The sequence below is a fragment of the Leptolyngbya sp. FACHB-36 genome (assembly GCF_014695955.1).
GTDB lineage: Bacteria > Cyanobacteriota > Cyanobacteriia > Leptolyngbyales > Leptolyngbyaceae > FACHB-36.
On sequence record NZ_JACJPG010000186.1, the window covers coordinates 1 to 24,605 of the forward strand.

Below are 24,605 nucleotides of genomic sequence, written 5' to 3' on the forward strand. Positions count from 1 at the left end.
TGATATACCGTTCGGACGCATAGCTCAGTTGGTTAGAGCACCACGTTGACATCGTGGGGGTCACTGGTTCGAGTCCAGTTGTGTCCATTCCTTACACAGTAAGGGTTTCAAGCCTTAAAGAAAGGGCTAAATTAGAGCGTTGATTTGCAATAAGGCTATACCAACTTGTACCAAGTTATGCCAGGTTGAGGCGTTGGGCTGGTATGCGAGTGGTATATGAAAGTTCGGGTCGAAGCCTTCAAGGGGTGGTTACGGCTGCGATGGAGCTACGACGGTAAGCGCCATTGCCTGTCTTTAGGTTTTGAAGACACGCCGTTAGCGCGGACGGTTGCCGAAGGCAGAGCGAGAACCATTGAGGCAGACATCCTTAGTGGCAACTTCGACCGCACTCTGAACAAATACAAAGCAGCAGATCAGCAGACTGCCGCGATAACTGTCTGCAAGCTGTTTGAGAAATTTATTGCCTACAAGCGCAAGACTTCGATTCAGCAACGCTCACTCGAAAAGTACACCGGGCTGCTAGGGCATCTTGAGATCTTTTTCAAGCAGAGAAGCGCTGCGGCGATCGCCCCAGAAGATGCTGAATTATTCCGTGAGTGGCTGCTGACTCGATTGGAGCCTGTTACCACCTCGGAACGAATTGGACTGCTAAAAGCTTGCTGGCAGTGGGGCATCCAACGGCAGCTTGTCACAAGCAATCCCTGGAGTGGGGTAAGAGTGCGTGTTCCTGTGAAGCGCCGCCCCGCTCCATTTACCCAGCAGGAGATGAAACGCATCATTGACGCTTTCAGATCTCACCCCACCTACGACTATTTCGCAGATTACGTTGAGTTTGCCTTTTGTACTGGAATGCGAACCGGGGAATTGATAGGACTGCGGTGGAGATCAGTTGCTGCTGACTGTCGGTCTATCTGGATTGGAGAAGCTTTGTCGAGAGGCGATCGTAAGGAAACTAAGACAAACAAGGCGCGAGAACTGCCGCTCAACAACCGCTTAACTTCTCTCCTTATCGCCCGTCGCACTGACAGTGCAGCGCCCGATGATTTGGTATTCACGACGCCACAGGGCAAACCGATCGACGATCACAATTTTAGAAACAGAGCCTGGAAGCCGATTCTCAGGCAATTAGGCATCGAATACCGCAAACCCTACGCAACCCGCTCTACTGCCACAAATCATCTTTTAGATTTGGGGCTATCTCCGGTTGAAGTGGCTGATTTGCTAGGCAACTCCCCACGCACCATCTACACCCATTACATCGGGAATGTTCGGAGAAGATCGGAGTTGCCTGACATCTTGACTGATTAACTTTTTAACTTTCTTTTTTATAGAAAAAGGTGGTAACGGTGGTAACGCAGCAGCTAAAAGCCATTCCCCATAGACCTTTCACCCTGTTACCACCTTATCCAGGAAGGTGGTAACAGGTGGTAACAGAAGCAGGGGCAATAAAAAACAGCAAGCCTTTGAGACTGGCTTGCTGTGTAGATTTCAGCAACTCACCGATACTGTTACCACCTCCAAAACGGGCGTTACCACCTCTGCCCTTAAAGGTGGTAGTGAGTAGGGCAGAGGTTATGCGGTCTTTTGCAGGCTCTTAAGGGCTGTCTCGATCGCGGCTTGGTGCCTCGCAGGATTGTTGTAGTTCTGCTGCCAGTCTTCCAGCAGGAATCGGCTGTAGACAATTTCGCGGCTCTCAGTGACTTTCCAGTGCAATCCCTCGATCCAGCGCCCCGCTGCTGTGCAAGCTTTCCGCCGCCGATTCAAAGTGTTTCGAGAGATGGGGCGATCGCCCACTGCCAGCAACTCGCAAGCCTTATGCCAAGTGACGTACTGTTGCGCCGTTGGAGATTTCATCGAACATCCCCCTCAAAGTCTGGATCTTCGATGTAGCCGTCGATGTGGTTGGAATCGATGGTTGCCGCCATCTGTGAGAACCTAGGATCTGTTTCAAGTTGCTGGCTGGAAGCAGGTTGTTTCATTAGTTGCTCAATCCGCTGTTTCTCCGCTTTCGTGGGAAGGCGCTTCCAAGCTTCGTTACAAAGCTCTTTTGAGAAATCGTCTCTAAGCTTTTGAAGTTCGCTACTGCTGCCGCATTGAGACATTCGCTCTGCTATGGAGTTGATTTGCGCGTCCCTGTCAGCAGCAGCCCGATCGGGTTCTGCTGATTCCGTCGATTCCGCTGCTGGGGGTGTTGGCTCTGCTGGGGGCGTGGGTGACGACTTCTCAGGTAGAGACGGCTTTTGCCAGATTTTGACAGCCTTACCGTCGATTCGCTTGGTGACTTTCCGCCAGCCCATCTGCGTCAAAATGCCAGCTACGCGCATCTGACTTGCCTTGTCGCGCTTCCCAATTTCAATTTGAAGCACCGATTCGAGGATCTGGTCTACGGTCACGCTCTCAAGCACATCGACGTAGATTTCAATCCGTTCCTCCCACGGGTCGCTAGTTTGGAACTGCTCTGCGATTTGCGCCGCCGCGACTCTTTCAAGGTTGGTCAGCCACCACTGCTCACCCCGTTTGTAGAGAGCCACCGCAGCCGCCCAAACGCGATCACGTTCCTCCTGTAGCAGAGGGATGTCGATCTCTTTCAGGACTGGAATCACCCAGTAGCGCCGCTCTCCAGTGGGGTCAGACAGAAATTCAGGTTGGTTCGTAGTTCCGACTATGACTGACGATCGAGGCATTTCCTCTACGTCGCGCCCGTAGGGAGGTCGGACGTAATCGACGGTACAAGACAAAAACGCTTTCGTTGCAGAAACGTCCTTGCGTCGGACCACGGTTTCTAGCTCTGCCAACTCAGCAACCCAAACGCGATGGAGCTTCAGCTTTTCGTCTTTCTCCCCAATGTTGCTGATCGAATCGTCAAAGTACTCGTCTCCACCTGCTAAAACCTTGAAGAAAGTGGACTTTCGGGCACCCTGTTCGCCCTGCAAAATCAACGCAGTATCCATCTTGCACCCCGGTTGGTAAGCACGGGCTACCGCACCTACCAGGGTCCGCATCAGCATCGTGTTGTAAATCGGCTCCGACTGCCCAAAGTAGCGCCGCGCCATTCCTTCAAGGATCGAGGTGTCTTCACCGTGTTCATCAGACACTCGATCGAGGTATTGGACGATCGGGCTGTAGGCGTTGCGTTTCGCCGCCTTCAGCAGCACCGCAGGGAAACTCGATCCCGATTTAGGCTCAAACCCGAACTGAATCTCCAGTTCGACTGCTGCTGTGCCAACCGGAAACGGATTCCCGTCTAGCTCAACTTGCTTTTTCAGCGTGTTGAATCGCAGGCGATCGCCAAAGCTCTGGATCAGCCTCAAATAGTCGCACAGGCAAGACTTTTCAAAAATTACCGACCACAGATACCCGCCTTTCAGCTCTGCCAGCTTTTCGACCTGATTCGTCTTCTGCAAGCGCTCGATCAGCGCAGTGGCAAGCTGTTCAAGCCAATCTTTGCTGTTTTTTGGGTCAAGCCCAAGGGTTTCAAGCAGTTTGTTGGTTTCGAGCTTTGGAAGATAAGCAACTGCTCTCTCTACCGCGCCCTTAATCAGCTTACGCTTCTCGCCAGTCTCTAGCCCGTCCCAATCCTTCTGAAGCCCTGACAGCAACTCAGAGGGGTCAATATCTGACTCAAACAGTGATTTGTAATCTGCCGTGCTGGTTCGGTGAGTAACCTTCCACTGCTCAAACGGAATTGCGGTAGCGTAGGCGCTTTCCCATGCCGCGCCGCCAGACTGAGCCACCAAATCATCAACACCCTTCCCGTCGGCATTGCTCCAAGTGGCGATGACAACATTGCCACCCGTCGCTTTCAGCACCCGCCCCAACTTCAATGTTGCCCAGTTAACCCTGCTGCGCGTTTCCGGCTTCGAGTCCTCATCGAATGCCACAATCCAGCATCGATCAGGGTGGGCAAACCTTTCCAGGTCTGGAATCAAGTGCCGCTGATTCTCCGGTCCGTCCTGACTTTTGCAAGTGCCGCAATCAACCCCGTAAAGGGCAATCGCCACGTACCCCAAACTCAGCAGACAGAGCGATTTTTTAGCGCCCTCTGTAACGATGATCGGGATCTCTGGATGGTCTGCTATGAAGTCCCAGAAAGACCCGTCAGAGGGGAACTCAACACCGTATCGCTGACTGATTAGCTGACGTATCACAACGGGAGTCGGAGGCAGAAACGCCCGTGAACCGTTGCCTACAGGTGTTTCGTACTTGATCGGCTTGCCATCAATTACCCGTGGGTTCTCTGGTTTGGCTTGCCAGAATGAGCGGTCCTCATTGATGAACCGGGCGATCGCTCCAAAGCTGTGCGGTCGCTTCGTCTGCCAGTTCGGTTTGACTTCCCAACCTAGAGCCTCATTCGGCTCCCATCGCCCCGTTTCTTCAATGAAGTCGATCGCCTCATCGACTAACGCAGGAGCGATCGCGCTTTCTTCGATACATTCGCGTTTGATCTTTTGCTCAAAACCTGAGGGAGAGTAATTCATCGCAAAATTCCCCCTTTCGGTGAAAGAAACTCTTGCTTTACGATCCAGCGCCAGCGTTCAAACTCTCGCTCAACGTTGAGTGCGCTGTTTGGGCAATAGCTCATGAACATATGCCCGCACTGGAAGCATAGGCGCACATCAAAATACAGTGAGTTGTGAATGATGGTTCGCTTCGTTTTGCAGCAGCGATCCTCATTGCAGACAGGCTGATACTTACCCATTGCTCCGCCCTCCCGTCTGCTCCATCAGCCAGATCGAGTAGAGCCGCCGAAATTCTGCTCTCGGTAAGCCGTGGAAGGCTGCAACTCGGTTCAGTACGAATTGTTGTTGCAGTTGCCCTTTCAGTTGCGAGATCGCACTGAATGAGGCAAGTAGTGTTTGGAAGTCGAGATCGAACTGTGATGGGTTCATTTGCCGCTCCCCTTCCAGTTAGGATGAGAGCGCAACCATTGCACGTCCGAAACCCATCCGCTCGATCCGCAGGTGCGAGAAGGGTTTGAACACAGTTCGGCATCTAAACCGGGGATAGCGATCGGGGATCCACAAATGCGACAGCTGCCGTAGCGATGATCCGAGAGCGAAGCTGAAGTGAAGTCACTCATGCCGCCCTCCCAAAAAGAAACTACGGTCCTTCCGTGGGGATTCTGCGGTAAAATTGAGGCAAGAAAGTTCTTGACGATTGAAGCGGGCAAAAGTTACTCTCATACGCATTGCTGCTCCTGAGTAGTGATGAGTCCCCCACTTAGGCGGAGGGACGTGACCCCGAAACGTTGAATCTTGGTCGGTGAAACGTTTTCGGATGATCTCTAAAAAGACAAACCCCCAAAGCTTCTAGCTGAAACTAGGCTGCTTTTGGGGGTTCTTGCTTTTCAGGGCTATCAGCGGACTTGAGGATCGGTTTGATGGCAGCGCGGCAAATTGAGCCCCGTGGAATTTGGGTTTCCTGAGATAGCCTCACAAGCGCGGCATATTCATCTTGGGTGAACCGGATCGTTAGTACAGGCATAAATTCCCTCCACTACATATAGTGTACTGCACCTGAAAATACCCGTATCAGTAGCGTTTTGAGCCTAGTACACGGAACGCTACTGGAAACATACACCATGCCGAGCAATATGTTGCACGCAATAGTGTAGTGACTGATACAGAAATATGCTTTAGGGCTAAAAACTTTATATTTGCGCGACCTCACAGCACCGCGCCCGCCCACAGACGATCGCCGCACTGCAATAACGAACTGCTGGCAAGCATATAAATTAACTGACTATTAGCCGAATTCGGCTAATAGTCGGCAATCACTGTGGCTCACCTGACTTGATTTTTGGTGGAAAGCGATCGGGGTATTTAATCCGCACTGCAACCTCAACTAGAAACGCTGCAAGGTTGGCGGTTGGACGCCCTTCACCATCCGCCCATTCTTCCAGGCTCTCAAAAACTTCTTTTGGAAGCGTGATGGTTGTTCTCTTGGTAACGTCCGAAAACTTTGCCATGTATGAGCCGATCGACTGCGACATAAGAATCTTAGCCTCCTTTAAGGGGTACATAGCAGTAAGCATTGGTTTCAATAGTTTTCGCATTGGTACCAATGTTGACAGCATTGGAACCTATGCTACCATACGAGACATAGAGCGGCAAACTTGGCAAAAACAGCCACATTGGGCACATCTGCCAGTGAGTCGTGAATAAGCCTCTGCCCTTTGTGCATCAATACTTTGAGAGGGATTTTGAATGATTGTTGACGTAGAAAACCCCCTAAAAATCACGGCAACCCTGCCTGATACTGCCAGTAATGGCAAACTTGCCAGTGCTACCCCGATCGGCGTTGACGTTGGCAACGGAGCGCTGAAGCTCGTCACGGGAAACGGTGAAATTCGCCTCGATAGCTACGTTCACTACCTGTCTGAACAGGCATCAATGGCGATCGATTCTGGCTATGTCGAATACCACGCAGGCGATCGCGCTGACTTAATAGGGAAGCAATGGGTAGGCGGACTGAACGCCTACTACCAAGGATTACGCGCTGCTTACCGCGTGTTTGATACCTCCCTTGGAAAAGCCGATTTAGGGCTGCAACTGCTGCTGTCTGCCCTGTCGATGCTGCCTTACCGCTCTGAGTGGCACCTATGCGCTGTGTGCAGCATCCACGACGGGGAAACGCTCGGTAGCCTGCTTAAAAGTGCTCTTGAAGGTACCCATACGGTTCTGATGGGCAAGAAACGATCGACGGTGCATCTGTCGGTTGCAGCCGTGCTGGAGGAAGGCTGTGGAGCCATCATCCACTATCAGAAGCAGTGCGACACGACCAACGCGCTGCTGTATGACCTGGGGAATGGAACGCTGATTATCAGCGGCTTCAACGGACTCAAGATGACAGATCGCCGCTACTCCCAGAATGGCGGGGCTGAGTCGCTGATCGATGCCATTGCCATAAACAAGCAAGTTCGCTCAAAGCTGCTGAAAGAGGGCGATCGTCACTTGATTCGTGCTGGCATCGAGAACCGCACGTTCACCTATGGGACTCAGCACCCGGATTGGAATTTCAAGGATGCCTACCGCGCTGAACTGCCATTGTGGGTCGATCGCGTCCTCAAGCCGATGGTGCGACCGACCGAAGAACGGATGGCATCTGCAACCGCGCTGATTGCGATCGGTGGTGGAGCCTGCCTACCAGGAATTGAAACGCTGCTGGCAAAACGCAACATCAAGGTATTGAGCGATCCATTGTGGGCTAATGCTCGTGGTTTGTATGCCTATGCCGTTCGTAAGGCTGATAGCCTCTAGGAGTCATCGTCATGCGTGTATCGATCGAGCGAGGCTATCAGCCTGCAATTCGGGAACTCATGCGGCAACTGCGAACTGACGATCCAAAGTTAGCGGTACATCACGTTATCGGCTGCTGGTTTGCTTCTAACGGGTGCCCTGGTCATGCCGTCGCACCTGCCACCACTGCGGCAGAGCAGCCACCGTCCCAACTTCCAGACGATGAATTTAGCGACATTACCGAGTGGGCATGAGTTGCAAACGCCACCGCTTCCGGCTCCGCTCCATCAGTTTCATCGAATCTATGTTGCTGTCGATCGTCGTCCTGCAAGCGCTGTACACCCAGCATCAGAGCATCTGCCCACGCTAAAGCCAGTCCTCACTTCTCACGGCTAGGACTGGCTCTCACCCCGAAACACTACTAACGGAGCTACTTCCAATGTTACAGATCTCCATCTACGACGCCCAAGCGCGTCAATGGCGCGACCTGCCGATCGATGCCGATGGGCACTCGTCAGAGTTCAGCGACTATCTAGACGCAATGCTGGCAGAACTGCCGCAGGTGGATCTTCCCGACGCTGCTGAAGGCGATACAGATTGTGAATGTCCCAGCTGCACACCTAGCGCTGCTGCGCCCTTCAGCTTCCTCTACCCTGCATCGTTCATGAATGGAGGTGATGCAGCATGAAGCCGCTCACCTACTACATCGACACCGATTCAACTCGCGGCATCTCTGAACATTACGGGTCCAACCTGCAAGAAATTACCTTCATCGAACAGCTTGTTCTCAGCAGTATCGTTAGCCAATTTCTAGCCGCGATCGCAGATGACACCAATGAATATGACCTGCTGGCTGCTGCTGACGATAACCCGCTAGAGCAGACGGGGGAAGTCAAGGACATCCTCGAACGGTTGCAGACAGAAATCAGCGAACCGCTGCTTATCGGCTTCCTGCTGGCGATCTCGAACTTCCTGTACGAGGCACCGCCCATCGTGTTCGATGCTGAGCGCTACGACGATGTGAGAACAGTGCTGCTAGAAGACGGTATGAACGCACAGGTGGCACAGCAGGCAGCGCTTGTCATTGCCGCCGATCATCCCTGTCTACCTCGCACCCAACACGCTCAGGACAACGTTGCCGCCGCATGGCAGCAGTTCAAGGGCTTTTACGTCCCTAAGGACCGATTGCAACCGATCTTCTTTCCTACTGCCGAATAGACCGCATAGGGGCGATAGCCCCAGCTCATGGCGCGATCTCCCCTTACTCATCACTACTCACAATCGAGAAAATTATGACCACTTCAGAGATTGACCTGTCTGACCTATGGGTATCCGAGATTGGCGAATTGCTAGCAGCGCTTGGAATCTACTTGCAAGAAGGGTTTGACCAGTTGGAAGAGGGAGGTTATGTTGCTGTGTCGATCGAAGATGCGCGAGACAGCCTTCAGCTACACGGTCCCGGCAATGGCAAAGTTTCAACGATTGCTCGGTCCCTTGGGAGTCCCGATCCTGCTGTTGCGCTCGACTTGGTTGAACAGCTTGTGCAAGCACTACGAAGCGACCAAAAGCCGTTCCAAATATGGCGCGAGGCGTTGAAGAAGTCGCCCGAAGAACTTGCAGCAGCGATCGAGTCGGTGAAGGTGGGCACTGAGCATCAGGACCTCCGATCCCTGGACGACGAATAGACGCAGAGGGGCGATCGTTCTGCGACACGCCGATCGTCCCTGCTTCACTCACTGCTACTGCTCATTACTCAAAAATCACCCATGAAAGACCTGGAAGAGCTACTGCGTAGCACCCCCAGTCCGCCCACTCGCCCTCGCGTAGTGCTCAACACGGACTGGGTAGAAGATCACGGACTGCTAATTGGGGGTGCTATTTTCGCCCTTATTGCTCTTGGTTTTGCCACGCCTGGGCTGCTCGAAAACCAGCGACAGAACCAGCAGGCAGGTAATGAACTTCGACCTCTGCTAGCTGAACAGCAGCGCCAGCAAGCGCTGAATCAGATTGCAGCAGGACAAAACCAGATCGCAGAGGACCGCTATAAAAACCCGAACTGCGTCGCCGTGCAGCGGGTTGTGTCGGGTGAGCCTGCCCACCGACTGGACGGCACGATCGTTTCTGCTGGCAGTATGGTCTGTGATTTTGGCGGCGGCACGGGTCTGGTCATTGCTCACCCCACAGGCAAGTTTGACCCCGTGACGCGGCAGCAAATTATGCGCCCGATCGTTACGCAGGTCATCTCAAGCCAAGGACCAGAATTTCAGAGTTTCAGAAAACGTATGGAGGCAAAGTAATGGCACTCAAAAACCGATCCACAGCAACCGTTCCACAAGATACTCCCCAACCTCAAACCCGCTTCCCCGTCAACAACAGCCCGATTCCGCCTCAGACCTTGGATCACGCTACCAAGAGCAGCGTTACCGCGATCGGCGTGTTTGTCTTTCTGGCGCTGATTGTGGTTGTGGGCATCAACTTTATCCCCTACCTGCAACTGGCTAGCATCCTGATCGGCAGAATCCCCGGTATGGTTGGCTTTCTGCGCGGGATTAGCGTGGTTGCCTTTCTACTGGCAACGATCGCCCTTTGCCTATCCTCGTACTGGCTAACCTATGGCGTTGCGGATGCATCCAAAAAGATGAGCTACAGGCAATCCAGACGTATCGCGCTGGTGCTAGCGGGTATCACCGCTGTAATTTGTGCTTCTGTTCAGGTTCCACCTGAGGCGATCTTTGCCGCTGCGCTGGGGGCTGTTGTCTCTGCTTTGATCATCCTGAACCAGTTTCGCTGGATTCTCTTTCAGAACGACTTTCAGAAGGTTCTGGATTCCGGGCGGGAAGAGGTTCGCCGCCAGAAGGAGCGGGAAGAGCTTCAGGTGGATAGCAGAAGCGACCTGAAAGACGATTTAGAGGTCGCAAGTCGCAGCAGACGGCAGACCTTGAAGCGGCAGGCGACGATCGCTCTGATTATCGATATCTGCGTCTCCGTCTACACCTTCCCGCCGATCGCGATTAACTCCGTCTGGCTGCTGATCGTGACGCAGAATCTAGCCCTAATCGATTGGTTTAACGCTGGCATCTGCGTTGTCACGACGCTGTTCACGGGCTGGCTGCTGCGGCTGTACCTCTCCAAGGAGGCGGCATGAACGGCAAGCTAACCCCAATACGGCGGCATCAAATGTTTGAACTTAAAGAAGAGGGTGAAGGCTCACAGTACGTTGCCGTTGGCGGCATGGTTCTGACGGGTGTGCTGTGGATTGCAACTGCCAGCCCGATCGGAGTGCTGGCAGGCGTGGCAATCGCGGCAGCGCTGTATTGGAAGGCGGATGACCGTGAGGAAAAGAGGTTTGACTGCCTACAAGCGGGGGCGATCGCGCCCATCCTGCCGCCCAAGAAACTCGCTGCCTATGTGCAGGAGGTAGGGGAAGACCGGGTGGCTCAGGAGTTGCTGTGGGCAAAAGCCAACCACATGAAGCTATCCGGTCGTCAACAGGCGCTTCTAGACGAGTGCGCCAGTAGTGCTCATCCCGTACTGGGACTGAGTAATGAAGAGCTGCTGGCAGAATCCCGCAAGGAAGGCGGACCCGCGCGAATTGTGCAGCAGTTTGAAGCCGCAAAAGCGGGTGGTTTCAAGCTGTCCGACACGCAGGAAAAGTACATCCAGATTGCCCGCCGCTCACTCATCCCCTCAGATGGGGCGATCGAGGCTCACGCTGAAGCCGTGTTCGAGATGCCCTCAGACGCCCCTGCAACTGCGACAACTCCACAGCAGCAGGGCAACGCACCTTCAACAGCTAGCGAACTGCTAGAGCGGCTCAAAACCGAGTGTCCTGAATTACTGAAGCTGGTAAAGGCTCCACCGATCCGGCTAGTCGGATTGCAGCGCACGGGCAAGTCAACCTTCGCTCGAAAGCTGGCTCTGCTGAGAACGATCCTGCTGCCTGGTCACACCGTTGCATGGGCAACGCCACACCGAGAAGTCGATAACCTCGTCCCTGAGTCGCTTAACCCGTTTGGACACAGCGATCGCGGTAAGAATATGCCAGAGATCGAATCGGTGTGGAGCGGAGTCCAAACAGCGATCGACAAAGGGCAACAGCTCAACCTCTCCGCCGTTTGGGATGAGTTCGGCAGTTATGACCAGTTTGAGGACAAAGACAGTCTAGGCACGTCTCTGAAGTCGCTGCTGAGAGAGGCAACGAAGCACGGGTACTTCCCGATTCTTGTCGTGCATGGAGACCAAGCCAACTTCTACCCCGGTGTGAAAAACATCCTCACGACGCTGCACCAGAGCACGGTGAAGGTAGAGACGATCGGCGAGGCAATTGACGCATTCGGAACGATGGCACCAACCGGAAAAGTAAAGGTGACTTGGCTCGACAACAGCACGGTAGACATTAGCTTACCCGACTGGCTAACGGTGGATCTACTGCTGTCGATGCAGCCTAGCAACACCAGACCAACGTTACTAGATGAGGCGTTAGATAAAGGTCATTCTGTTAGTCATAACCCGGTAATTCAGCGCATCCCTGCTAGCTACCTGAGCGATCGTACTTCCCCAAATACGACTGAGGAAGGCGGCGACTTCGCTCGACTGTTTCAGGATGTAGAAATCTCCGAGGATGTTCTGAAGGAACAGAAAGCGCTCGGCTCACTAGTGGAGAAGATTCAGGAACTAGATGGGCAATGGCTAACTGTTGGCATGTATCGGCAGACGACGCGGTATTACAAGAATCAGGATATAGCCGTGCTGGAAAACGCATTTCTAGAACTGGCGCGGAAATACCCTGATGAGTTTGAGTATGACGAATCGATTAACCCTGTTAGCAAGCAAGTAGCTATCCGAATCCGAGCGCTTCCTAACAATAACTGACCCGTACGGCTAGACAGCTAGACGCCTAGACACTTCCAGGAGACGCCGCCTAGACACGCCTAGACACCACTGTCTAGCCGTCTAGCTGTCTAGGTGTCTAGCCGTCTAGCCGCACCCCGCATCCAAAACTAGGAGATTCTACCAGTGGCAAGATTTCTATTAGGCAATCCCAAGAAGATCGAAGAATCTGTCAATGTAAAGACTTACTTCTTTCACGTTGATTTTCCATTACCTGAGAGCTTCGCTGATACGACACCCGCGCTGGAGTTGTACAAACGGTTTGGTATCCACACCGTAGCATTTTGCTATGTACCCAATGCAGGCGACTTGTTCGACTTTCAGGGCTGCGAATGGCGCATCGTTGGACGCAAGCACTTCGCCCATAAGATACACGCTAGGGGTGAACGATTGGTGTCTCAACTATTTGTAGAATTTGTGCAGCCGTCGCCGCCTAATTTCATGGAGCAATGGAGAGCGACGCAGAAGCAAAAGAAGTCAGAGGAATAGCAATGGCACTCAATCAAGAGATACGAATTCGTCAGCAAGTCTCACGGCTAACCGTGACCGTCAACGCTGCGATTCGCAACTGCAAAGACTCGATCGCCTCTGACTCAACAGCCGTATTTACGCCGCGATTGTTGGAGGTGAAGCAGGAAGCGATTGCTCTGCTCAGGCAGGTTCAAGAACTAGAAAACGTGACGGCTGAACTGGTGAATGGCTGCGATGAACCCTAAGCGATCTGGCTTTGTCTACCTCATTCGTGCTGGACGCGGCAACCTCTATAAAATTGGCGTGGCGATCGACCCCACGCGCCGACTTGCCCAGCTCCAAACCGGATCGCCTCATCGGTTGTCGCTGGTTGCAGCAAAACGCTATCGAGACCCCTACCAGCGAGAAAGCACCCTGCATCGCCAGTACCGCGCCTATCGCGTCAGAGACGATGGTGAATGGTTTCGTCTGCCCTTTTGGGTGGCATGGGAGGTAAAGCGCGAGATAGCAGGGACGATCGGCGTGTGGACTTGGCTGGGTTTGATTGCGCTCTGCTTGCTCTTCTACCTGCTGTGGCTACTGCGATGAACCCTAAGCAGTTGGAGCTATTCTCTACCAGTCAGGAACCTGCAACGGACGCGCCGGAACGATGGCGCTACCCGATGGTGACGCTGTTCCACACTGGCAGCAGCAACCTCTACTACATCGTTGCCAGCAGCAAAGAGGAAGCGAGAACGATCGCTGAAGGCTATCTCAGACAGAAGCAAGTCCCCTACAAGTCAGTCGCTTGTCTGCTGGGTACCTACTGGCGCGAATCACTAGACGGCTATCCCTGCTCACCCGTTAACCAGTGCGATCGCTACTGCTAATCTTCCGACGGCAGCTCTTTCATCAATTCCCGTTCTGCCGCTTCGCAGATAACCCGCTTTAACCAAGCTGAGCGCTCATTTGCAGGTAACGCCTCGATCGCTGCATCCACTGACTGAGGCAGGCGGACCCCCCGCACCTTAGCGAGTGGCTCATCCCCTTGCACGCGAAACTGTTTCGCCTTGAATTCTTGATTCTGGACAGGGTTAGGATTCGGCATAGATTAGACCGATAAAATCCCATTCTAACGCCTGTTAACACGGGAATAAAACCCGCTAAAACTTTACACAACTTTTACGCAAAGCTATTGCATTCCCTTGTTAACGCGGGATACAGTAGTTACAGAACAGAGGGAAGCGCCAAACGCCAATCTGACCGCTTCCCCCACTCACTAGGAGCAAATCAATGTTAGCAACCGACACGATTTTCATTAACGCGCCCCTCTACCAGATGGGCTTCAAGGACGGCACCCGATCGATGATGCGCGGTTCGATGTGCGATGACGTGAGCTACCTGGCAGGGTTCAACGCTGGCATCAAGCTTTACCGCTCTAGCATTCCAGCAATTCAGGAAGGGTACCTAGAGCGCTGCGATCTCGATCAGGTACTGAACCAGTTCTAAAGACAGTACCTCTGACGGCTTGGGGAGTGCCTAACTCCCCACTCAGCACCGCTACACCGCTGAACCAACACATAGGAGATTTCACCATGCAAGACTTACTCACCCATGCCGCTACTGCTGTCGAGATTGCGATCGCGTTCACCTTCGTTGCAGGACTCCTCACCATGCCGCGCCGCAAAGTTTCCCCCGGTCAACTTGAACTCGACTTTACTGAGCCGACTGGGAGTTTTCTACCAGTTGCCGCGGCACCGATGGAGCCAGCAGCAGAGATCGAAGCGCCGATCGCACCGATGGAACCGGACCCGTGGGAGACACCCGCTACAGTTTCCCCACTTCCCACGATCGCACCGCTGTACAGTCAGCCACCTCATCTGCTGCTATTGCCAGCTCTGCCAGCCGCTAAAACAGAAGCGGTGAAGCACACGCCTAAAACACTACGCGACCTCTGCCAGCGACACGGAATCAAGTGGCGCAATGCTCACGGCAAGAATCGCCATCTGTCGGTTCAGGAAATGCGGAGCCGATTAGCTGGAGTGCAGGCGATCGCCTGATGCAGGATAGGGGCACCTCTGCCCCACGATTTTTCATACGCTGTTTCAACTCTGAAAGATTCCATAAGGTTCCTCCCATGTCGATTACTTCTTTGCTGGATGTTTGGCTTGACGGATGTGACAGATCGCTGATTCAGGTTACGCTTGCGGACGGCTTACTGCTGGTCAAGTGCGCCACTGCATCGCTCGCGGGGGACTTGCACGAAGCTTTGTTCGAGAAAGAGATCCGGCTAAGCCTGGCAGGGGTTCGCTATTACGAAATCCTGTTTGAGCACCGTAGAGGCGTGAGCCGGATTTCGTACGGCACTGTTGATGGACTAGAACTTGCAATTCAGAAGCGGCGACAGAGGAAGGGTTTAGACCCGAACTTGTAATTTAGAAGCGGCGACAGAGGAGATCGCCTGAGTTTTCTGACGCTATAAAAAAGGGCATCAGCCCAGTTATGCTGTCGCCGCTAAAATGGCAGCAGAGAAGCCTGGATCAGTACCCAATGCTTGCAAGTTCTTCAAGTCCCTTCAAATACGAACTAGCCGCGATCGCCCTTGCAGAGGCAGCAGTAGCCCGCGATGAGGTGATTGCGGCTAAGTACGGCGTCAGTACTCGCACAATTCAGCGCTGGCGAAACCGGATGACTACTGATTCGCAACTGGCGTGTCTTGTCACCCTAAAAAAGCAGCAGTTAGCCGAACGCTGGGCTGTCGATGCTGGGTTATGGCTGCAAGGTCTAGCGGGTACGGTTCTGGGCAACGCAGCTTTGCCGCTGGCAAAGGGTGAGACACCGAGCGATCGAATTCATTCCGCTGCTGGTGCATTCAAGATTATCAGCGAGGCTTCCATGGGTTGGAGTGCCCTGAATCCTGATGAAGAAAAAGCAGCACAATCGAGAGCTGCACGGCTTGAGAAATTCCGCCAGGATTCAAACAGCCTCACGCAGCAAGAGCAAGAGTTTGACTGTGATTAGTCAACGCAGCTAACCAAGGTACGATCGTGTCAAGAGTTTCCCGGTTTGAGCATTTGAAGCGTGAGGTATTGCAGCACTTCCAGGAGGGCATGACGCTGAATGAAGTGTTGCAGCAATATCCTGATGTCCCACGGCAGACGGTTCGAGACTGGCATCGAAGCTTTTGTGCTGATTCCGTTCATTCCGTGCCGAATTCCGGCTCTCAGTCACAGCAAGGTTTTCAGCCCAAACTAGTCAAGACTTCCCCCCAGGCAGGGGATGAGGGTGAACCAGACGATCGACGCGCTAACCGTGAGCTTAGTCGCATCCGTAAGGCGCTGTGGGACGTGGTTCGCAATCCTGCCGCTGAAGGTAGCGCTATACGAGTGCAGGCGCTTAATGCCTGTCTCAAGTGCCTAGAAGTCGAAAAGCGGTTGCCAGCAGAGGATGACGCTGGCGCAACGACGATCAACATTGCCGCTGATGTGCGATCGATGTCCACAGAAGAATTAGAGCGGTTGGCGGCAGGACGATAGGGCTAGTCCCTCCGAAGTGGCAGAAATAGGCGCAAATCCTAACATTTCCTAACAACTCCCCTACTCTAACCTCCAAAGCTGTCCGAATAATCTTGCCTAAACCCTGCCTGCTACGCGCTACGGATTTTGAGTGGTGATGGGCGGACAAGAAGTAGGAATGGAGTAACAATTAGGAAAAGCTATTGGATGAAAACGAAATGTTTAAGTGTTCTGTTCTTCTACGCCTGCCTCTTTGCTTGAGAGGAGAGCGAGAGTGCGCGGAGTTTCAAGTGGCTGAGTACGATTTTGACATCGGTTTGCAGGAAGAGGAATTTGTGCGCGTTAATAACGCCTCGTTCACAAGAACTCGTGTAAACGGAAAGCTAGTTGAGTCTGAAGGACCAAAGTTCAGCTTTGAGGCAATGGTAGTAAGCCGCAAGAAATTTATAAATATCAAACTACCTAATGACGTTTTTCTTATTACGATTGAGCTAGAGATGCTTGATAAAGAGCAAATTCCAGAGATTGTCTCGCACATCAAAACAAGCATCCCTACTGTGTATGAAGACTATCAGCCACCGACAGAAGATGATCAGTGAACTTTGAAGCGAGCAAATTATGGAGCGCTTAATCTTCCTCGATCGCTTCTCTCATCGTGTAAACCTCTTGCGATTGCCCTTCCGGTCTCACCTTGACTTTATTGCAAGCAAAACCAAGGCATTTTTCCAAATGCACTCTGATTCCTGCTCTCAGCAAGACTGCTTTACCGTTAGTTATAGCCGACTGGAAAGCTTGACTGTCTTTACTTGCGGCGTAACCAATGACCTGTTCAAGATCCTCTTCGCTCAAGGCTGCAACATAGCCTTCCTTAGTCCTGAACCACCCATCAGCTTTTTTAGAAGGGGGCGATGCAGCGGTCGTTGACGCAGAGGATCTGGGCTGTGTTAGCACTGACTGAAATGGCTTCAAAGTATTGACAAGTCCCAACACAACTCCGCTTGCGATGACCCCTAAAACAATTGCCACTGTTTTGCCCTTTTTCGTCGCTGGCATCAAGGCAATAGGCTTTTTGCGCGGATCGTCGGAAATAATTGGCGTCACTCCAGGTTCAACCTCGACAGCCTGTGGCAGCTCTCCCAAATCCACTCGATCTCTCCACGCTGGCAAATCTTCCCCAGTGATTCGCCCGTAGATTGCTAGGCTTCTCACCGACTCAACTTTCAGCCCTCGCACGCCCTTGGTGATGAAAGGAACAATTACCCCTTGATCTGGCACCGTTACGCCCTCAGTCATCACGTGCAAGCAGTCATCGGTCAGCTTGGCTTTAGCGGTGATGCCTTTTGGTTGCAACTGTCGGTTTATCAGTGCGGCGATCGCTTGCGGGTTGCCTTGCCTAGCAGCAGTTAATACTTCCTGAGGTGTCATCAGATTTACTTGTTCTCTTGCTCTCCCACGTGTACCTTGAGAATGTAGCGAGATTAGTGAGGGAACCGCAGAGATCTCACAATCTTCACGATCGGTTTTACATGGTGATAGGGCATTAACAGGTATTTACCCCCACTGAATCCGATCGAACCGTGCTGGATTTGCCGCCGTGTAGCGTACCGTGTGCTGAATGTTCCGATGTCCCAAGTATTCCTGAATGTCTCGCGTAGGGAGTCCCTGCTCTGCCAGGAAGTAGCCGCAGGAATGCCGCAGCATGTGCGCGTGAACAGGCAAGGGCAGATCTGCAACCTCACCACAGCGCTCAACTATCTTGGCGATCGCGCTGGTTGTGAGTCCCTTGCCTCTCTCCCCTACAAACACTTGGAAGCTGTCAGAGGTCGCTTTGAGTTCTTTCAGTAGGTCTAACTCGTCTTGCTGGAGCCGATGCACGCCGCTATTACTGCCCTTCAGTCGAGTGATGGCGATCGCCCGCTCATCGAACATGACTGCATCCCACTTCAATAGGCAGGCTTCCCCAGCTCTCAGTCCGTGCCGGAACATTAGCAGCAGCAGCGTCTTATCTCGCAGTGGATGACGTCCGCGCAATTCTGCCGCCTCTAGCAACCGCTTCACCTCGTCAGGCGTCAGATGTTCTCGACTGCGATAAACGCTGTTCTTTTGGCGTGTAGGAAGAGTGAGGGTGGCAGTCATAGATCGAACCTGTCGAGTAAGCTTCTACCATCCTAATTCAACTGTCCGAATAATGGTCATTTTACGGACAGTTTTAAGCGCTGAAACGCCCATTTCTCGTTCAGTAGTCCCTACGCACTGCTATAGCACCGTCTGTTTAGCTGTGCTTATCGTTCACCAGTCCCTGAAACGCCCATTCTGCCGTCGATAACGCCTGAAACATAAGATTGTTTTATACGTTTGCCCTGAGAACACTACACAAGCAGCAATCACCGTTAGCATTGTCTCAGTGTTGTTCTCAGGGTTCTTACAATGAAACGAAATCAGACGATCGGCTGTCGGGTCAGTGATGATGAGTTGAGCCAAGTTGACAGCATCATTCAGGAGACAGGGCAGAGCCGCGCTGAGTGGCTTTACGCCCTCGTCTATCGAGAATTGCACGGTACCAGCCCCAACACGGTTAGAGGTCTACTGGATAGGGTAGAGGCGATCGAGCTGAGACTGGCACGGCTAGCACGATGAATGATTTGCAGACTGAACAGACTACCTCACGGTCTAGGTCCATTACCCTTCGGTTATCAGCACGGGCTTAAAACACTCCATTCGCCGATCATTCAGCATGATGTATTCCAATTCCGCCACGATCGTTTTTTGCGGGTTGAATCTGTAGTGAGAGCAGCCTCCCGAAAACTTTATCTCCCACTGTGCCTCCTCAATCACGCTCTCATCCCCGCTCCACTGCAACGGTTGTGCCGTCGTCGCCCAATCAACAGCAGTGTCAGGCAGTTCGACCACGCACGTCCTTTGTCCGCTTGTTAACAACCACTTCATAGCTTGAGAACTCCTACTATCAGAGAGAAAGCATCAGCGCCCTTCGCAATAACTTCTGTTCGGAAGGGGTATCACTTCTTTCTGCCTAGCCAAGCACAGTCCCTAACTCTCCAGCGAATCTCTTATGAAGATTTGCCAGCGTGTCAACGACCAGCAATCTGCCATAGCTACCGACACTTCGGGAATAGCGGCTCCTGCTGCGGTATGTAAGGCTGGCAATCTCTCTATCCCCGCTTCACCATGACAAAGGCAAAGAGACCGGTTAAAACGTGGGCGATCGTTCTGGTATCAGGACTAGTGATAGTGGGATTAGGTGCCTTATTAGTGTTTCCTGGGCAAAGGGTTTATCAGGACTGGCAGAGCTTCCAACAGATTCCAAATAGGGTTTATCAGGACTGGCAGAGCCTCCAACAGATTCCAAATGAAGAGAACAAGCGGAAGTTTGACGCTTCAGTGGAAGTCTCGAAGAGCATTGTGAGTGGCATTGGTACTATCGCCACCATAGCTGGTGGGATAGTCCTATTTCTCAACCTTAGAATTGCGACTGGCACTCTCAAATTGGCAGAAGCTAGGTTAGATGAAGATGCTAAAAAAGCTCGTAAAGATTCAGAACTGGCAGAGTCGCGCTTAATCACCGATCGCTTTAGTAAGGCAGTTGAACAGTTGGGTAGTAAGGAAATCGAAGTGAGGCTAGGTGCAATCTACGCGCTGGAACGCATTGCTAGAGACTCTTCTGACGATCACTGGACGATTATGGAAGTTCTCAGTGCCTACGTGAGAAACAAGCGTCCTGTTGAGTCGCAGCAGGAGCATTCACCTACAGAGAATGCAATTACTGTGAGCGGAGACGATGGGCAGCAGGCAAAGAAGTTTCCGATTGATGTCCAGGCTGCTTTGACAGTAATTGGCAGGCGCAAGGTTAAGCGAGACAAAGGCAGGATTGACTTCCGTCAAACTAATCTGGAAGGGGCAGACCTTTTTAATACCCATCTGGAAGGGGTAGATCTTTTTGGTGCCCATTTGAAAGGGGTGAACTTTTTTGGTGCCCATCTGGAAGGAGCACGTCTTGATCGCGCCCATCTGCAAGGAGCAAGCTTTATTGGTACCCATTTGGAAAAGGCAAGCCTTTTTGGTACCCATCTGGAAGGGGCAGACCTTTTTGGTGCCTATTTAGAAAAGGCAATCCTTTATGGTGTCCATTTGGAAAAGGCAAGCCTTAATGACGCCCATCTGCAAGGAGCAAACCTTTATGGTGCCTATCTGCAAGGAGCAAGCCTTATTGACGCCCATCTGCAAGGAGCAAGCCTTAATACAGCTGATCTGAAAGGGGCAAACCTTAATGGTGCCCATCTGGAAGGGGCAAGCCTTTCGGGAACTGACTGTAGCACTGCTAAATTCTTAATTGATAGTCAACTGAGTTCGGCTAAACTCTGCAACACGAAAGTCCCAAAGGACTCCACACTGAACCCTAATCGAGACTGCGAGGAATTGCGAAGCTAGAGCTGCCAAGCACCCCAATAAGCTGCTACTGCAACCGCAACAGAATCCCTGTTCTCGCTTCCTCCGCGCTGGCTACTACTGCAGCTTGACCCAACGATGAAGATTAGACGACCAAACTGGGAACCTTAGAACCGCACATGTGCATGAGACTCCCTATGAAGTGGTTCGTTAGCTTTCTCATCGGACTCACGATCGTTGCTGCTTTCACGTTCCTTCCCCAGACTGCTCAGTCGGCTAGTTGTGATCCCTCCTATCCAACCGTCTGCATCGCTCCGGCTCCTCCGGACTTGGACTGTAAGGACATTACCTATCAAAACTTTCAAGTGAAGCAGCCGGACCCACATCGCTTTGACCGCGATAAAGACGGTATTGGCTGCGAGAGCAAGTAAATCTAGAAAGGTGCATCAGCATGAAACGATCCTGGTATGAAATCGACTGGCGGAAACTTGCCATCATCTCAGCACTGCTGACGGCGATCGCCTGCTTCCCTTACGTCCACGCTTGGCTATTCCCATCGCCTGAAGTCGCTTGCGTCCTTGAGCGGCAGAACGGGGAAGTGGTTAAAGCTTGGAACGATGCCTGTACTGCCCCAGATGTTCAAGGCGTTGTACTTCGACTCAAGTAGATTATGGGTCTGCGCTCAAGATAAGTCGTTCTGGATGACTGTGCATGAGATGGAAGCTAAGTCTGGGTTCAAGCAATTGCGAAGTGTATTTGCCCGATGATGCAAACACTTACGAGACAGCTCAACCTGTGCAATGGAGCGGCGATCAGTTCATGATTGACTTTGCATCGTCAGAGCTGCGCTTGTGCCGTGGACCTCGGTATCACATCGACCTCGATCGCATCACTACCGTTGAACTTGAGTTTGCCCTAGAAGTCAGCGATCGTATGAAGCTGTTTGAACGGATTCGACTGGATTGAGTGAGCCATTCCTCAAAGGGTGAGAGAACCCTCCCACCCTATAAAAGCTACTGGCACAGATCCCGCCCCAGCTTAATAACCGTTCCTACCTGCACCTTGGGACCGGGAACAGCAGACTTCCAGATAGGGTCGATCGCAGGGTAGCCAGAACTCTGAGCCGTACCGTTCACCCCATAGTCCTTTCCCCCAGAACGAAAGATTACCAATTCCCCTCCACTGCCACGCTTCTCGCACCGTAACTCACCAGAGGGCACCGTAAACGGGTAATCAGCGCCCATACTGGCAGCAGAGATCTCTCTCGTCTTGGCAGTGCTAGAACAGGCAGCTAGGGAGCTTAGAACAGACAGGCTTAGCAGGGCAAACAGGCGCTTCATCTTCATAGAGTCAATCCGGAGGTGTGTTACTCCCCTTTTCTGCCCACCAAAGGGCAGTCCTTAACTCTCCAGTGAATTTTTTATGTGGATTTGCGCTCTGTCAGCAATATCCTTCAAATCCGAGGTAGTTTGACCACTCAAATCTGAGCAGTCACCAGCAGCGCGATCACTTTGCCGAGTGTTACCACCTCTCATCAGTTGCATTACCACCTCGTTTTTGTGGGTGGTAACAGCTAAAAGTAGCGTTCTATAGCGGTTTCAGGGAGCGTTACCACCGTTACCACCTGGAAGGGTAAACTTTTAGACGGCTTGGATAGACGGCTTGGAGATTGAGCAGATGCTTAAATCAACAATCTGGTATTCTCTGTGCCATACCACTTATTGAGAACGCTTATAATCTCCGTCTGCTCACGTTTACAGGCAATGTATCCTCACCTTGACATCGTGGGGGTCACTGGTTCGAGTCCAGTTGTGTCCATGCCTTATGAACAGTGACAAATTAAATGTCGTCGGTGACAAATTGCTGTCATTAGTGACAAGTTGTTGTCGTCGAGACAAATTATTACCCGAATTATTTAGGCGGGGTTTCGGCTCCTTTCAACCTGGTTCCCCACTCGTAGTTCAACGCGTACTCTGCCCCATATTTTTTGGGCAGGATCGCATGGCGGAATGCCTGGCAGAGAAGTGCCGCAGGTGTGCGATGCTGTCGGCAAGGCAGGCGCAGAGATTGCAGGGTGTGCTGGAATGGTACCGAGTCAGGTTCACCAGTATGTGGGCAAGCTGCTGGGCGTACTAGAGGAGCACTACGGCATCAAGAAGTTTGCCAGTCAGACGCGGCTGTTCAATGCGGGCTGAGGAGCCATTGCCCGAGGAAAAGCATCAGCATCCCTAACACGATCGTCAGCAACAGATTCTTGGTTCGCTTGCTAAACAGGGTGTTAGCGACGACACCGATCAAACGATCATTGGTATGGGTTAGCAGCAGTTTTCCTCCCGGTATTGACACCGTTGAAGTGACGATATAATCAGTCTCGCTTTAAGCGTGGCAGAAGGATGATCGTACTTCCAGTTGCGATGAAGGCGATCGCCGTAGGAACCAGAGGTATCCATCCTCCTTGAACCGTTAGAATTGCAAGGCAACTACTGTAAAGAATCACAATCATCATGCCGCTTGACAGTAGCCAATGGAGGAGAGAGCGCAAACTGTAAGCCAGCAGCCCTCCTGTTAATGCCCAAGCTCCAATCCAAATGACTTCGACAGGTTTTGGCAACCACCCAATCAGCGGACGCTGATCCAGAACGGCACTGAGAATTTGGCTTACCATGTGTGCCTGAATCTCAACCCCTGATGTCGTTTGAACATTTCCTTGATTCTGGCTGTAGGGCGTCTGCCAATGAGTGTCTTGAAAGCTTTGATCGGTTGTTCCCACTAAAACAATGCGATCGCGAATGGCAGCGAGGTCAAAGTCATCGCTTAATACCTCCTGAAGGCTGACCCTTGTAGCAACCTGACGAGTCGCCCGATAATTTAGCATCACTTGATGCCCACTCGCATTTAAGTTGTAATAGCCATTGGTGTTGGCGTCGATCGTTCTAAATACAACCGAACCTAACTGTAAGTAAGCCTCTGGTGTAAATTTTACAGAGATTTGTTTGTGCTTTAAGTAGCGGATTGCAAGTTGAAAATTGAAGGAGAAACGATTTTGACACGGAGCGGCGGAACTGACTGCCAACAACTGCCGACGAATCACAGAATCCGAATCTAGCAGCACATTATTAAAGCCTTGACTCTGAGATTTTACTTCTGGAGGCGGCGGAACACCCGGATTGCCGTAGTGACAGATGGCAACGAGGCGATCGCTGCGCTGCATCCGGTTCACAAGCTGAGAGAACTCTGGTTTAACGGCATAATCTCGATAAATATCTAAGCCGATCGCCCGTGGTTGACCTTGTTTCAGCTTGGTCAGCAGGCGATACAATGCTCGATCCGATAAAGACGCCACTCCTCGTTCAGCGGCGGGTTGGGACTGAACATCTCGCTCAGTAATCGTGACCAAAAATAGTCGCTGGTCGGGTCCTTCATCAGGACGTAATTGCATGAGCTGGTCAAACGATTCCAGTTCCCACCGTTGCAATATTCCCAGAGATCGTAGACCCAAAGTACAGGCAGCGATCACGAATCCAGCGACCACTACACCCCAGAGCGGCAACACACGGGGACTAGGTTGTGTTGACAATTCAGCGAAGTTCAATCAGCAAGGCAGCCAGATAAACAAAGCTCAGAAAATTCTTCGCTTTCTTCTCAAAACGGGAAAAGACGCGGCGAAAGTGCTTGAGCTTGTTGAACCAGCATTCAATCAAATGCCGCTCTTTGTACAGATGAGCATCCAGTTCTCGGGGGTGCTTGCGATTTGAGCGCGAGGGAATCACAGCGATGGCTCCGCATTGCTCAATGGCAGCAACGAGCGCATTGGAATCGTAGCCTTTGTCAGCAATAATGTGAGTCGCGTGCCTGTCGTGAAGCAGCGTTTCGGCTTGTGTAATATCGCTGACCTCGCCCCCGGTGAGCACAAAGGCTAAGGGAGTTCCCAGTCCATCCACTAGGGCATGGAGTTTGCTGCTAAAGCCGCCTCGACTCCGCCCTAAGGCTTGACTTTGTTGCCCCCTTTTGCTCCCGCCGCACACGCATGGGCGCGGAAAATTGTGCTGTCTATCAGCAGATTCTCTAAGTCTGGCTCATTGAGCAACCGTTCATAAAGTTGGTGCCA

General features: G+C 52.2%; 38 protein-coding genes and 1 tRNA gene. 27 read left to right on the plus strand and 12 right to left on the minus strand.

The features are described from left to right. Positions 1–13: 13 nt before the first annotated feature. Positions 14–87, plus strand: a tRNA-Val gene (locus H6F43_RS03130). Positions 88–216: 129 nt separating this feature from the next. Next, the gene (locus H6F43_RS03135; RefSeq protein ID WP_190340575.1) at positions 217–1,308 is read left to right on the plus strand and encodes a tyrosine-type recombinase/integrase; all 1,092 of its coding nucleotides are present in this window, start codon (positions 217–219) and stop codon (positions 1,306–1,308) included. Positions 1,309–1,572: 264 nt separating this feature from the next. Here the strand turns inward: H6F43_RS03135 and H6F43_RS03140 are convergent, their stop codons facing one another. The 5 genes from H6F43_RS03140 to H6F43_RS03160 form a co-directional block, all read right to left on the minus strand. Next, on the minus strand, positions 1,573–1,854 hold the full coding sequence (locus H6F43_RS03140; RefSeq protein WP_190340577.1) for a hypothetical protein: 282 nt from the start codon (positions 1,852–1,854) through the stop codon (positions 1,573–1,575). Next, positions 1,851–4,478, minus strand: a complete 2,628-nt coding sequence (locus tag H6F43_RS03145) for a VapE domain-containing protein (RefSeq protein WP_190340580.1) — start codon at positions 4,476–4,478, stop codon at positions 1,851–1,853. Before H6F43_RS03145 ends, H6F43_RS03140 begins: the two co-directional genes overlap by 4 nt. 213 nt (positions 4,479–4,691) lie before the next feature. Next, positions 4,692–4,889, minus strand: a complete 198-nt coding sequence (locus H6F43_RS03150; protein ID WP_190340582.1) for a hypothetical protein — start codon at positions 4,887–4,889, stop codon at positions 4,692–4,694. A 430-nt stretch (positions 4,890–5,319) separates the two neighbouring features. Beyond that, positions 5,320–5,484 (minus strand): hypothetical protein, encoded by a 165-nt coding sequence (locus H6F43_RS03155; protein WP_190340583.1) that lies wholly within the window; start codon positions 5,482–5,484, stop codon positions 5,320–5,322. 289 nt (positions 5,485–5,773) lie between these two features. Beyond that, positions 5,774–6,022, minus strand: coding sequence for a hypothetical protein (locus H6F43_RS03160; protein ID WP_242025293.1), 249 nt, complete (start codon positions 6,020–6,022; stop codon positions 5,774–5,776). A 184-nt stretch (positions 6,023–6,206) separates the two neighbouring features. On the opposite strand from H6F43_RS03160, the gene H6F43_RS03165 reads away from it, so the two are divergent. From H6F43_RS03165 to H6F43_RS03220, 12 genes are all read left to right on the plus strand, one after another. Further along, positions 6,207–7,259 carry a hypothetical protein gene (locus H6F43_RS03165; protein ID WP_190340585.1) on the plus strand — a complete coding sequence of 351 codons (1,053 nt, stop codon included), beginning with the start codon at positions 6,207–6,209 and terminating at the stop codon, positions 7,257–7,259. An 11-nt stretch (positions 7,260–7,270) separates the two neighbouring features. Continuing rightward, the gene (locus tag H6F43_RS03170; protein ID WP_190340587.1) at positions 7,271–7,492 is read left to right on the plus strand and encodes a hypothetical protein; all 222 of its coding nucleotides are present in this window, start codon (positions 7,271–7,273) and stop codon (positions 7,490–7,492) included. Positions 7,493–7,677: 185 nt separating this feature from the next. Then, positions 7,678–7,926: a hypothetical protein gene (locus H6F43_RS03175; RefSeq protein ID WP_190340589.1), complete on the plus strand. Its 249-nt coding sequence runs from the start codon at positions 7,678–7,680 to the stop codon at positions 7,924–7,926. After that, on the plus strand, positions 7,923–8,456 hold the full coding sequence (locus tag H6F43_RS03180; protein ID WP_190340591.1) for a hypothetical protein: 534 nt from the start codon (positions 7,923–7,925) through the stop codon (positions 8,454–8,456). The genes H6F43_RS03175 and H6F43_RS03180 overlap by 4 nt, the downstream gene beginning before the upstream one ends. Before the next feature lie 74 nt (positions 8,457–8,530). Then, positions 8,531–8,923 carry a hypothetical protein gene (locus tag H6F43_RS03185; protein ID WP_190340593.1) on the plus strand — a complete coding sequence of 131 codons (393 nt, stop codon included), beginning with the start codon at positions 8,531–8,533 and terminating at the stop codon, positions 8,921–8,923. A gap of 81 nt (positions 8,924–9,004) precedes the next feature. Then, positions 9,005–9,535 (plus strand): hypothetical protein, encoded by a 531-nt coding sequence (locus H6F43_RS03190; protein ID WP_190340595.1) that lies wholly within the window; start codon positions 9,005–9,007, stop codon positions 9,533–9,535. Beyond that, positions 9,535–10,383, plus strand: coding sequence for a hypothetical protein (locus H6F43_RS03195; protein WP_190340597.1), 849 nt, complete (start codon positions 9,535–9,537; stop codon positions 10,381–10,383). Before H6F43_RS03190 ends, H6F43_RS03195 begins: the two co-directional genes overlap by 1 nt. Further along, on the plus strand, positions 10,380–12,110 hold the full coding sequence (locus H6F43_RS03200; protein WP_190340599.1) for a hypothetical protein: 1,731 nt from the start codon (positions 10,380–10,382) through the stop codon (positions 12,108–12,110). Before H6F43_RS03195 ends, H6F43_RS03200 begins: the two co-directional genes overlap by 4 nt. A gap of 144 nt (positions 12,111–12,254) precedes the next feature. After that, positions 12,255–12,617: a hypothetical protein gene (locus H6F43_RS03205; RefSeq protein ID WP_190340601.1), complete on the plus strand. Its 363-nt coding sequence runs from the start codon at positions 12,255–12,257 to the stop codon at positions 12,615–12,617. A 2-nt stretch (positions 12,618–12,619) separates the two neighbouring features. After that, on the plus strand, positions 12,620–12,844 hold the full coding sequence (locus tag H6F43_RS03210; RefSeq protein WP_190340603.1) for a hypothetical protein: 225 nt from the start codon (positions 12,620–12,622) through the stop codon (positions 12,842–12,844). Continuing rightward, positions 12,834–13,187, plus strand: coding sequence for a GIY-YIG nuclease family protein (locus H6F43_RS03215; protein ID WP_190340604.1), 354 nt, complete (start codon positions 12,834–12,836; stop codon positions 13,185–13,187). The genes H6F43_RS03210 and H6F43_RS03215 overlap by 11 nt, the downstream gene beginning before the upstream one ends. After that, positions 13,184–13,468, plus strand: a complete 285-nt coding sequence (locus H6F43_RS03220; RefSeq protein WP_190340606.1) for a hypothetical protein — start codon at positions 13,184–13,186, stop codon at positions 13,466–13,468. The genes H6F43_RS03215 and H6F43_RS03220 overlap by 4 nt, the downstream gene beginning before the upstream one ends. Here the strand turns inward: H6F43_RS03220 and H6F43_RS03225 are convergent. Continuing rightward, entirely contained in the window at positions 13,465–13,686 is a 222-nt protein-coding gene (locus tag H6F43_RS03225) for a hypothetical protein (RefSeq protein WP_190340608.1), read from the minus strand. The genes H6F43_RS03220 and H6F43_RS03225 overlap by 4 nt on opposite strands. Positions 13,687–13,871: 185 nt before the next feature. Between H6F43_RS03225 and H6F43_RS03230 the strand changes: the two genes are divergently transcribed. From H6F43_RS03230 to H6F43_RS03255, 6 genes are all read left to right on the plus strand, one after another. After that, entirely contained in the window at positions 13,872–14,087 is a 216-nt protein-coding gene (locus H6F43_RS03230; RefSeq protein ID WP_190340610.1) for a hypothetical protein, read from the plus strand. 86 nt (positions 14,088–14,173) lie between these two features. Next, positions 14,174–14,638, plus strand: a complete 465-nt coding sequence (locus tag H6F43_RS03235) for a hypothetical protein (protein WP_190340612.1) — start codon at positions 14,174–14,176, stop codon at positions 14,636–14,638. A gap of 77 nt (positions 14,639–14,715) precedes the next feature. Then, complete coding sequence (locus H6F43_RS03240) at positions 14,716–15,012, plus strand: hypothetical protein (RefSeq protein ID WP_190340614.1); 297 nt, start codon at positions 14,716–14,718, stop codon at positions 15,010–15,012. Positions 15,013–15,128: 116 nt separating this feature from the next. After that, positions 15,129–15,599, plus strand: a complete 471-nt coding sequence (locus H6F43_RS03245) for a helix-turn-helix domain-containing protein (protein ID WP_190340616.1) — start codon at positions 15,129–15,131, stop codon at positions 15,597–15,599. Positions 15,600–15,625: 26 nt separating this feature from the next. Next, positions 15,626–16,114, plus strand: coding sequence for a hypothetical protein (locus tag H6F43_RS03250; protein WP_190340618.1), 489 nt, complete (start codon positions 15,626–15,628; stop codon positions 16,112–16,114). A gap of 269 nt (positions 16,115–16,383) precedes the next feature. Beyond that, complete coding sequence (locus tag H6F43_RS03255) at positions 16,384–16,692, plus strand: hypothetical protein (protein ID WP_190340620.1); 309 nt, start codon at positions 16,384–16,386, stop codon at positions 16,690–16,692. 28 nt (positions 16,693–16,720) lie between these two features. Here the strand turns inward: H6F43_RS03255 and H6F43_RS03260 are convergent, their stop codons facing one another. After that, positions 16,721–17,368, minus strand: a complete 648-nt coding sequence (locus tag H6F43_RS03260; RefSeq protein WP_190340622.1) for a hypothetical protein — start codon at positions 17,366–17,368, stop codon at positions 16,721–16,723. On the opposite strand from H6F43_RS03260, the gene H6F43_RS03265 reads away from it, so the two are divergent. Continuing rightward, positions 17,357–17,500, plus strand: coding sequence for a hypothetical protein (locus H6F43_RS03265; RefSeq protein ID WP_190340623.1), 144 nt, complete (start codon positions 17,357–17,359; stop codon positions 17,498–17,500). The genes H6F43_RS03260 and H6F43_RS03265 overlap by 12 nt on opposite strands. 144 nt (positions 17,501–17,644) lie before the next feature. Here the strand turns inward: H6F43_RS03265 and H6F43_RS03270 are convergent, their stop codons facing one another. Next, positions 17,645–18,229, minus strand: coding sequence for a tyrosine-type recombinase/integrase (locus H6F43_RS03270; RefSeq protein WP_190340625.1), 585 nt, complete (start codon positions 18,227–18,229; stop codon positions 17,645–17,647). Between the two features lie 291 nt (positions 18,230–18,520). On the opposite strand from H6F43_RS03270, the gene H6F43_RS03275 reads away from it, so the two are divergent. Beyond that, positions 18,521–18,730 carry a hypothetical protein gene (locus H6F43_RS03275; protein ID WP_190340627.1) on the plus strand — a complete coding sequence of 70 codons (210 nt, stop codon included), beginning with the start codon at positions 18,521–18,523 and terminating at the stop codon, positions 18,728–18,730. Between the two features lie 42 nt (positions 18,731–18,772). Here the strand turns inward: H6F43_RS03275 and H6F43_RS03280 are convergent, their stop codons facing one another. Next, positions 18,773–19,039 carry a hypothetical protein gene (locus H6F43_RS03280; RefSeq protein WP_190340629.1) on the minus strand — a complete coding sequence of 89 codons (267 nt, stop codon included), beginning with the start codon at positions 19,037–19,039 and terminating at the stop codon, positions 18,773–18,775. A 240-nt stretch (positions 19,040–19,279) separates the two neighbouring features. On the opposite strand from H6F43_RS03280, the gene H6F43_RS03285 reads away from it, so the two are divergent. From H6F43_RS03285 to H6F43_RS03300, 4 genes are all read left to right on the plus strand, one after another. Next, positions 19,280–20,539, plus strand: coding sequence for a pentapeptide repeat-containing protein (locus tag H6F43_RS03285; protein ID WP_190340631.1), 1,260 nt, complete (start codon positions 19,280–19,282; stop codon positions 20,537–20,539). A 155-nt stretch (positions 20,540–20,694) separates the two neighbouring features. Beyond that, complete coding sequence (locus H6F43_RS03290; protein WP_199290132.1) at positions 20,695–20,928, plus strand: excalibur calcium-binding domain-containing protein; 234 nt, start codon at positions 20,695–20,697, stop codon at positions 20,926–20,928. 20 nt (positions 20,929–20,948) lie between these two features. Continuing rightward, a complete protein-coding gene (locus H6F43_RS03295) occupies positions 20,949–21,164 on the plus strand; it encodes a hypothetical protein (RefSeq protein WP_190340635.1) in 216 nt (71 codons plus the stop codon). 44 nt (positions 21,165–21,208) lie between these two features. After that, positions 21,209–21,463: a hypothetical protein gene (locus H6F43_RS03300; RefSeq protein ID WP_190340637.1), complete on the plus strand. Its 255-nt coding sequence runs from the start codon at positions 21,209–21,211 to the stop codon at positions 21,461–21,463. 47 nt (positions 21,464–21,510) lie between these two features. Here the strand turns inward: H6F43_RS03300 and H6F43_RS03305 are convergent, their stop codons facing one another. Further along, positions 21,511–21,843, minus strand: a complete 333-nt coding sequence (locus H6F43_RS03305; protein WP_190340639.1) for a hypothetical protein — start codon at positions 21,841–21,843, stop codon at positions 21,511–21,513. A gap of 663 nt (positions 21,844–22,506) precedes the next feature. On the opposite strand from H6F43_RS03305, the gene H6F43_RS03310 reads away from it, so the two are divergent. After that, complete coding sequence (locus H6F43_RS03310; RefSeq protein WP_190340641.1) at positions 22,507–22,692, plus strand: hypothetical protein; 186 nt, start codon at positions 22,507–22,509, stop codon at positions 22,690–22,692. A gap of 170 nt (positions 22,693–22,862) precedes the next feature. Here H6F43_RS03310 and H6F43_RS03320 read toward each other — a convergent pair whose 3' ends face one another. Both H6F43_RS03320 and H6F43_RS03325 read right to left on the minus strand, forming a co-directional pair. Next, positions 22,863–24,050, minus strand: a complete 1,188-nt coding sequence (locus H6F43_RS03320) for a CHASE2 domain-containing protein (RefSeq protein WP_190340645.1) — start codon at positions 24,048–24,050, stop codon at positions 22,863–22,865. A gap of 25 nt (positions 24,051–24,075) precedes the next feature. Continuing rightward, positions 24,076–24,522, minus strand: a complete 447-nt coding sequence (locus H6F43_RS03325; protein ID WP_347272365.1) for an IS5 family transposase — start codon at positions 24,520–24,522, stop codon at positions 24,076–24,078. Positions 24,523–24,605 lie beyond the last annotated feature (83 nt).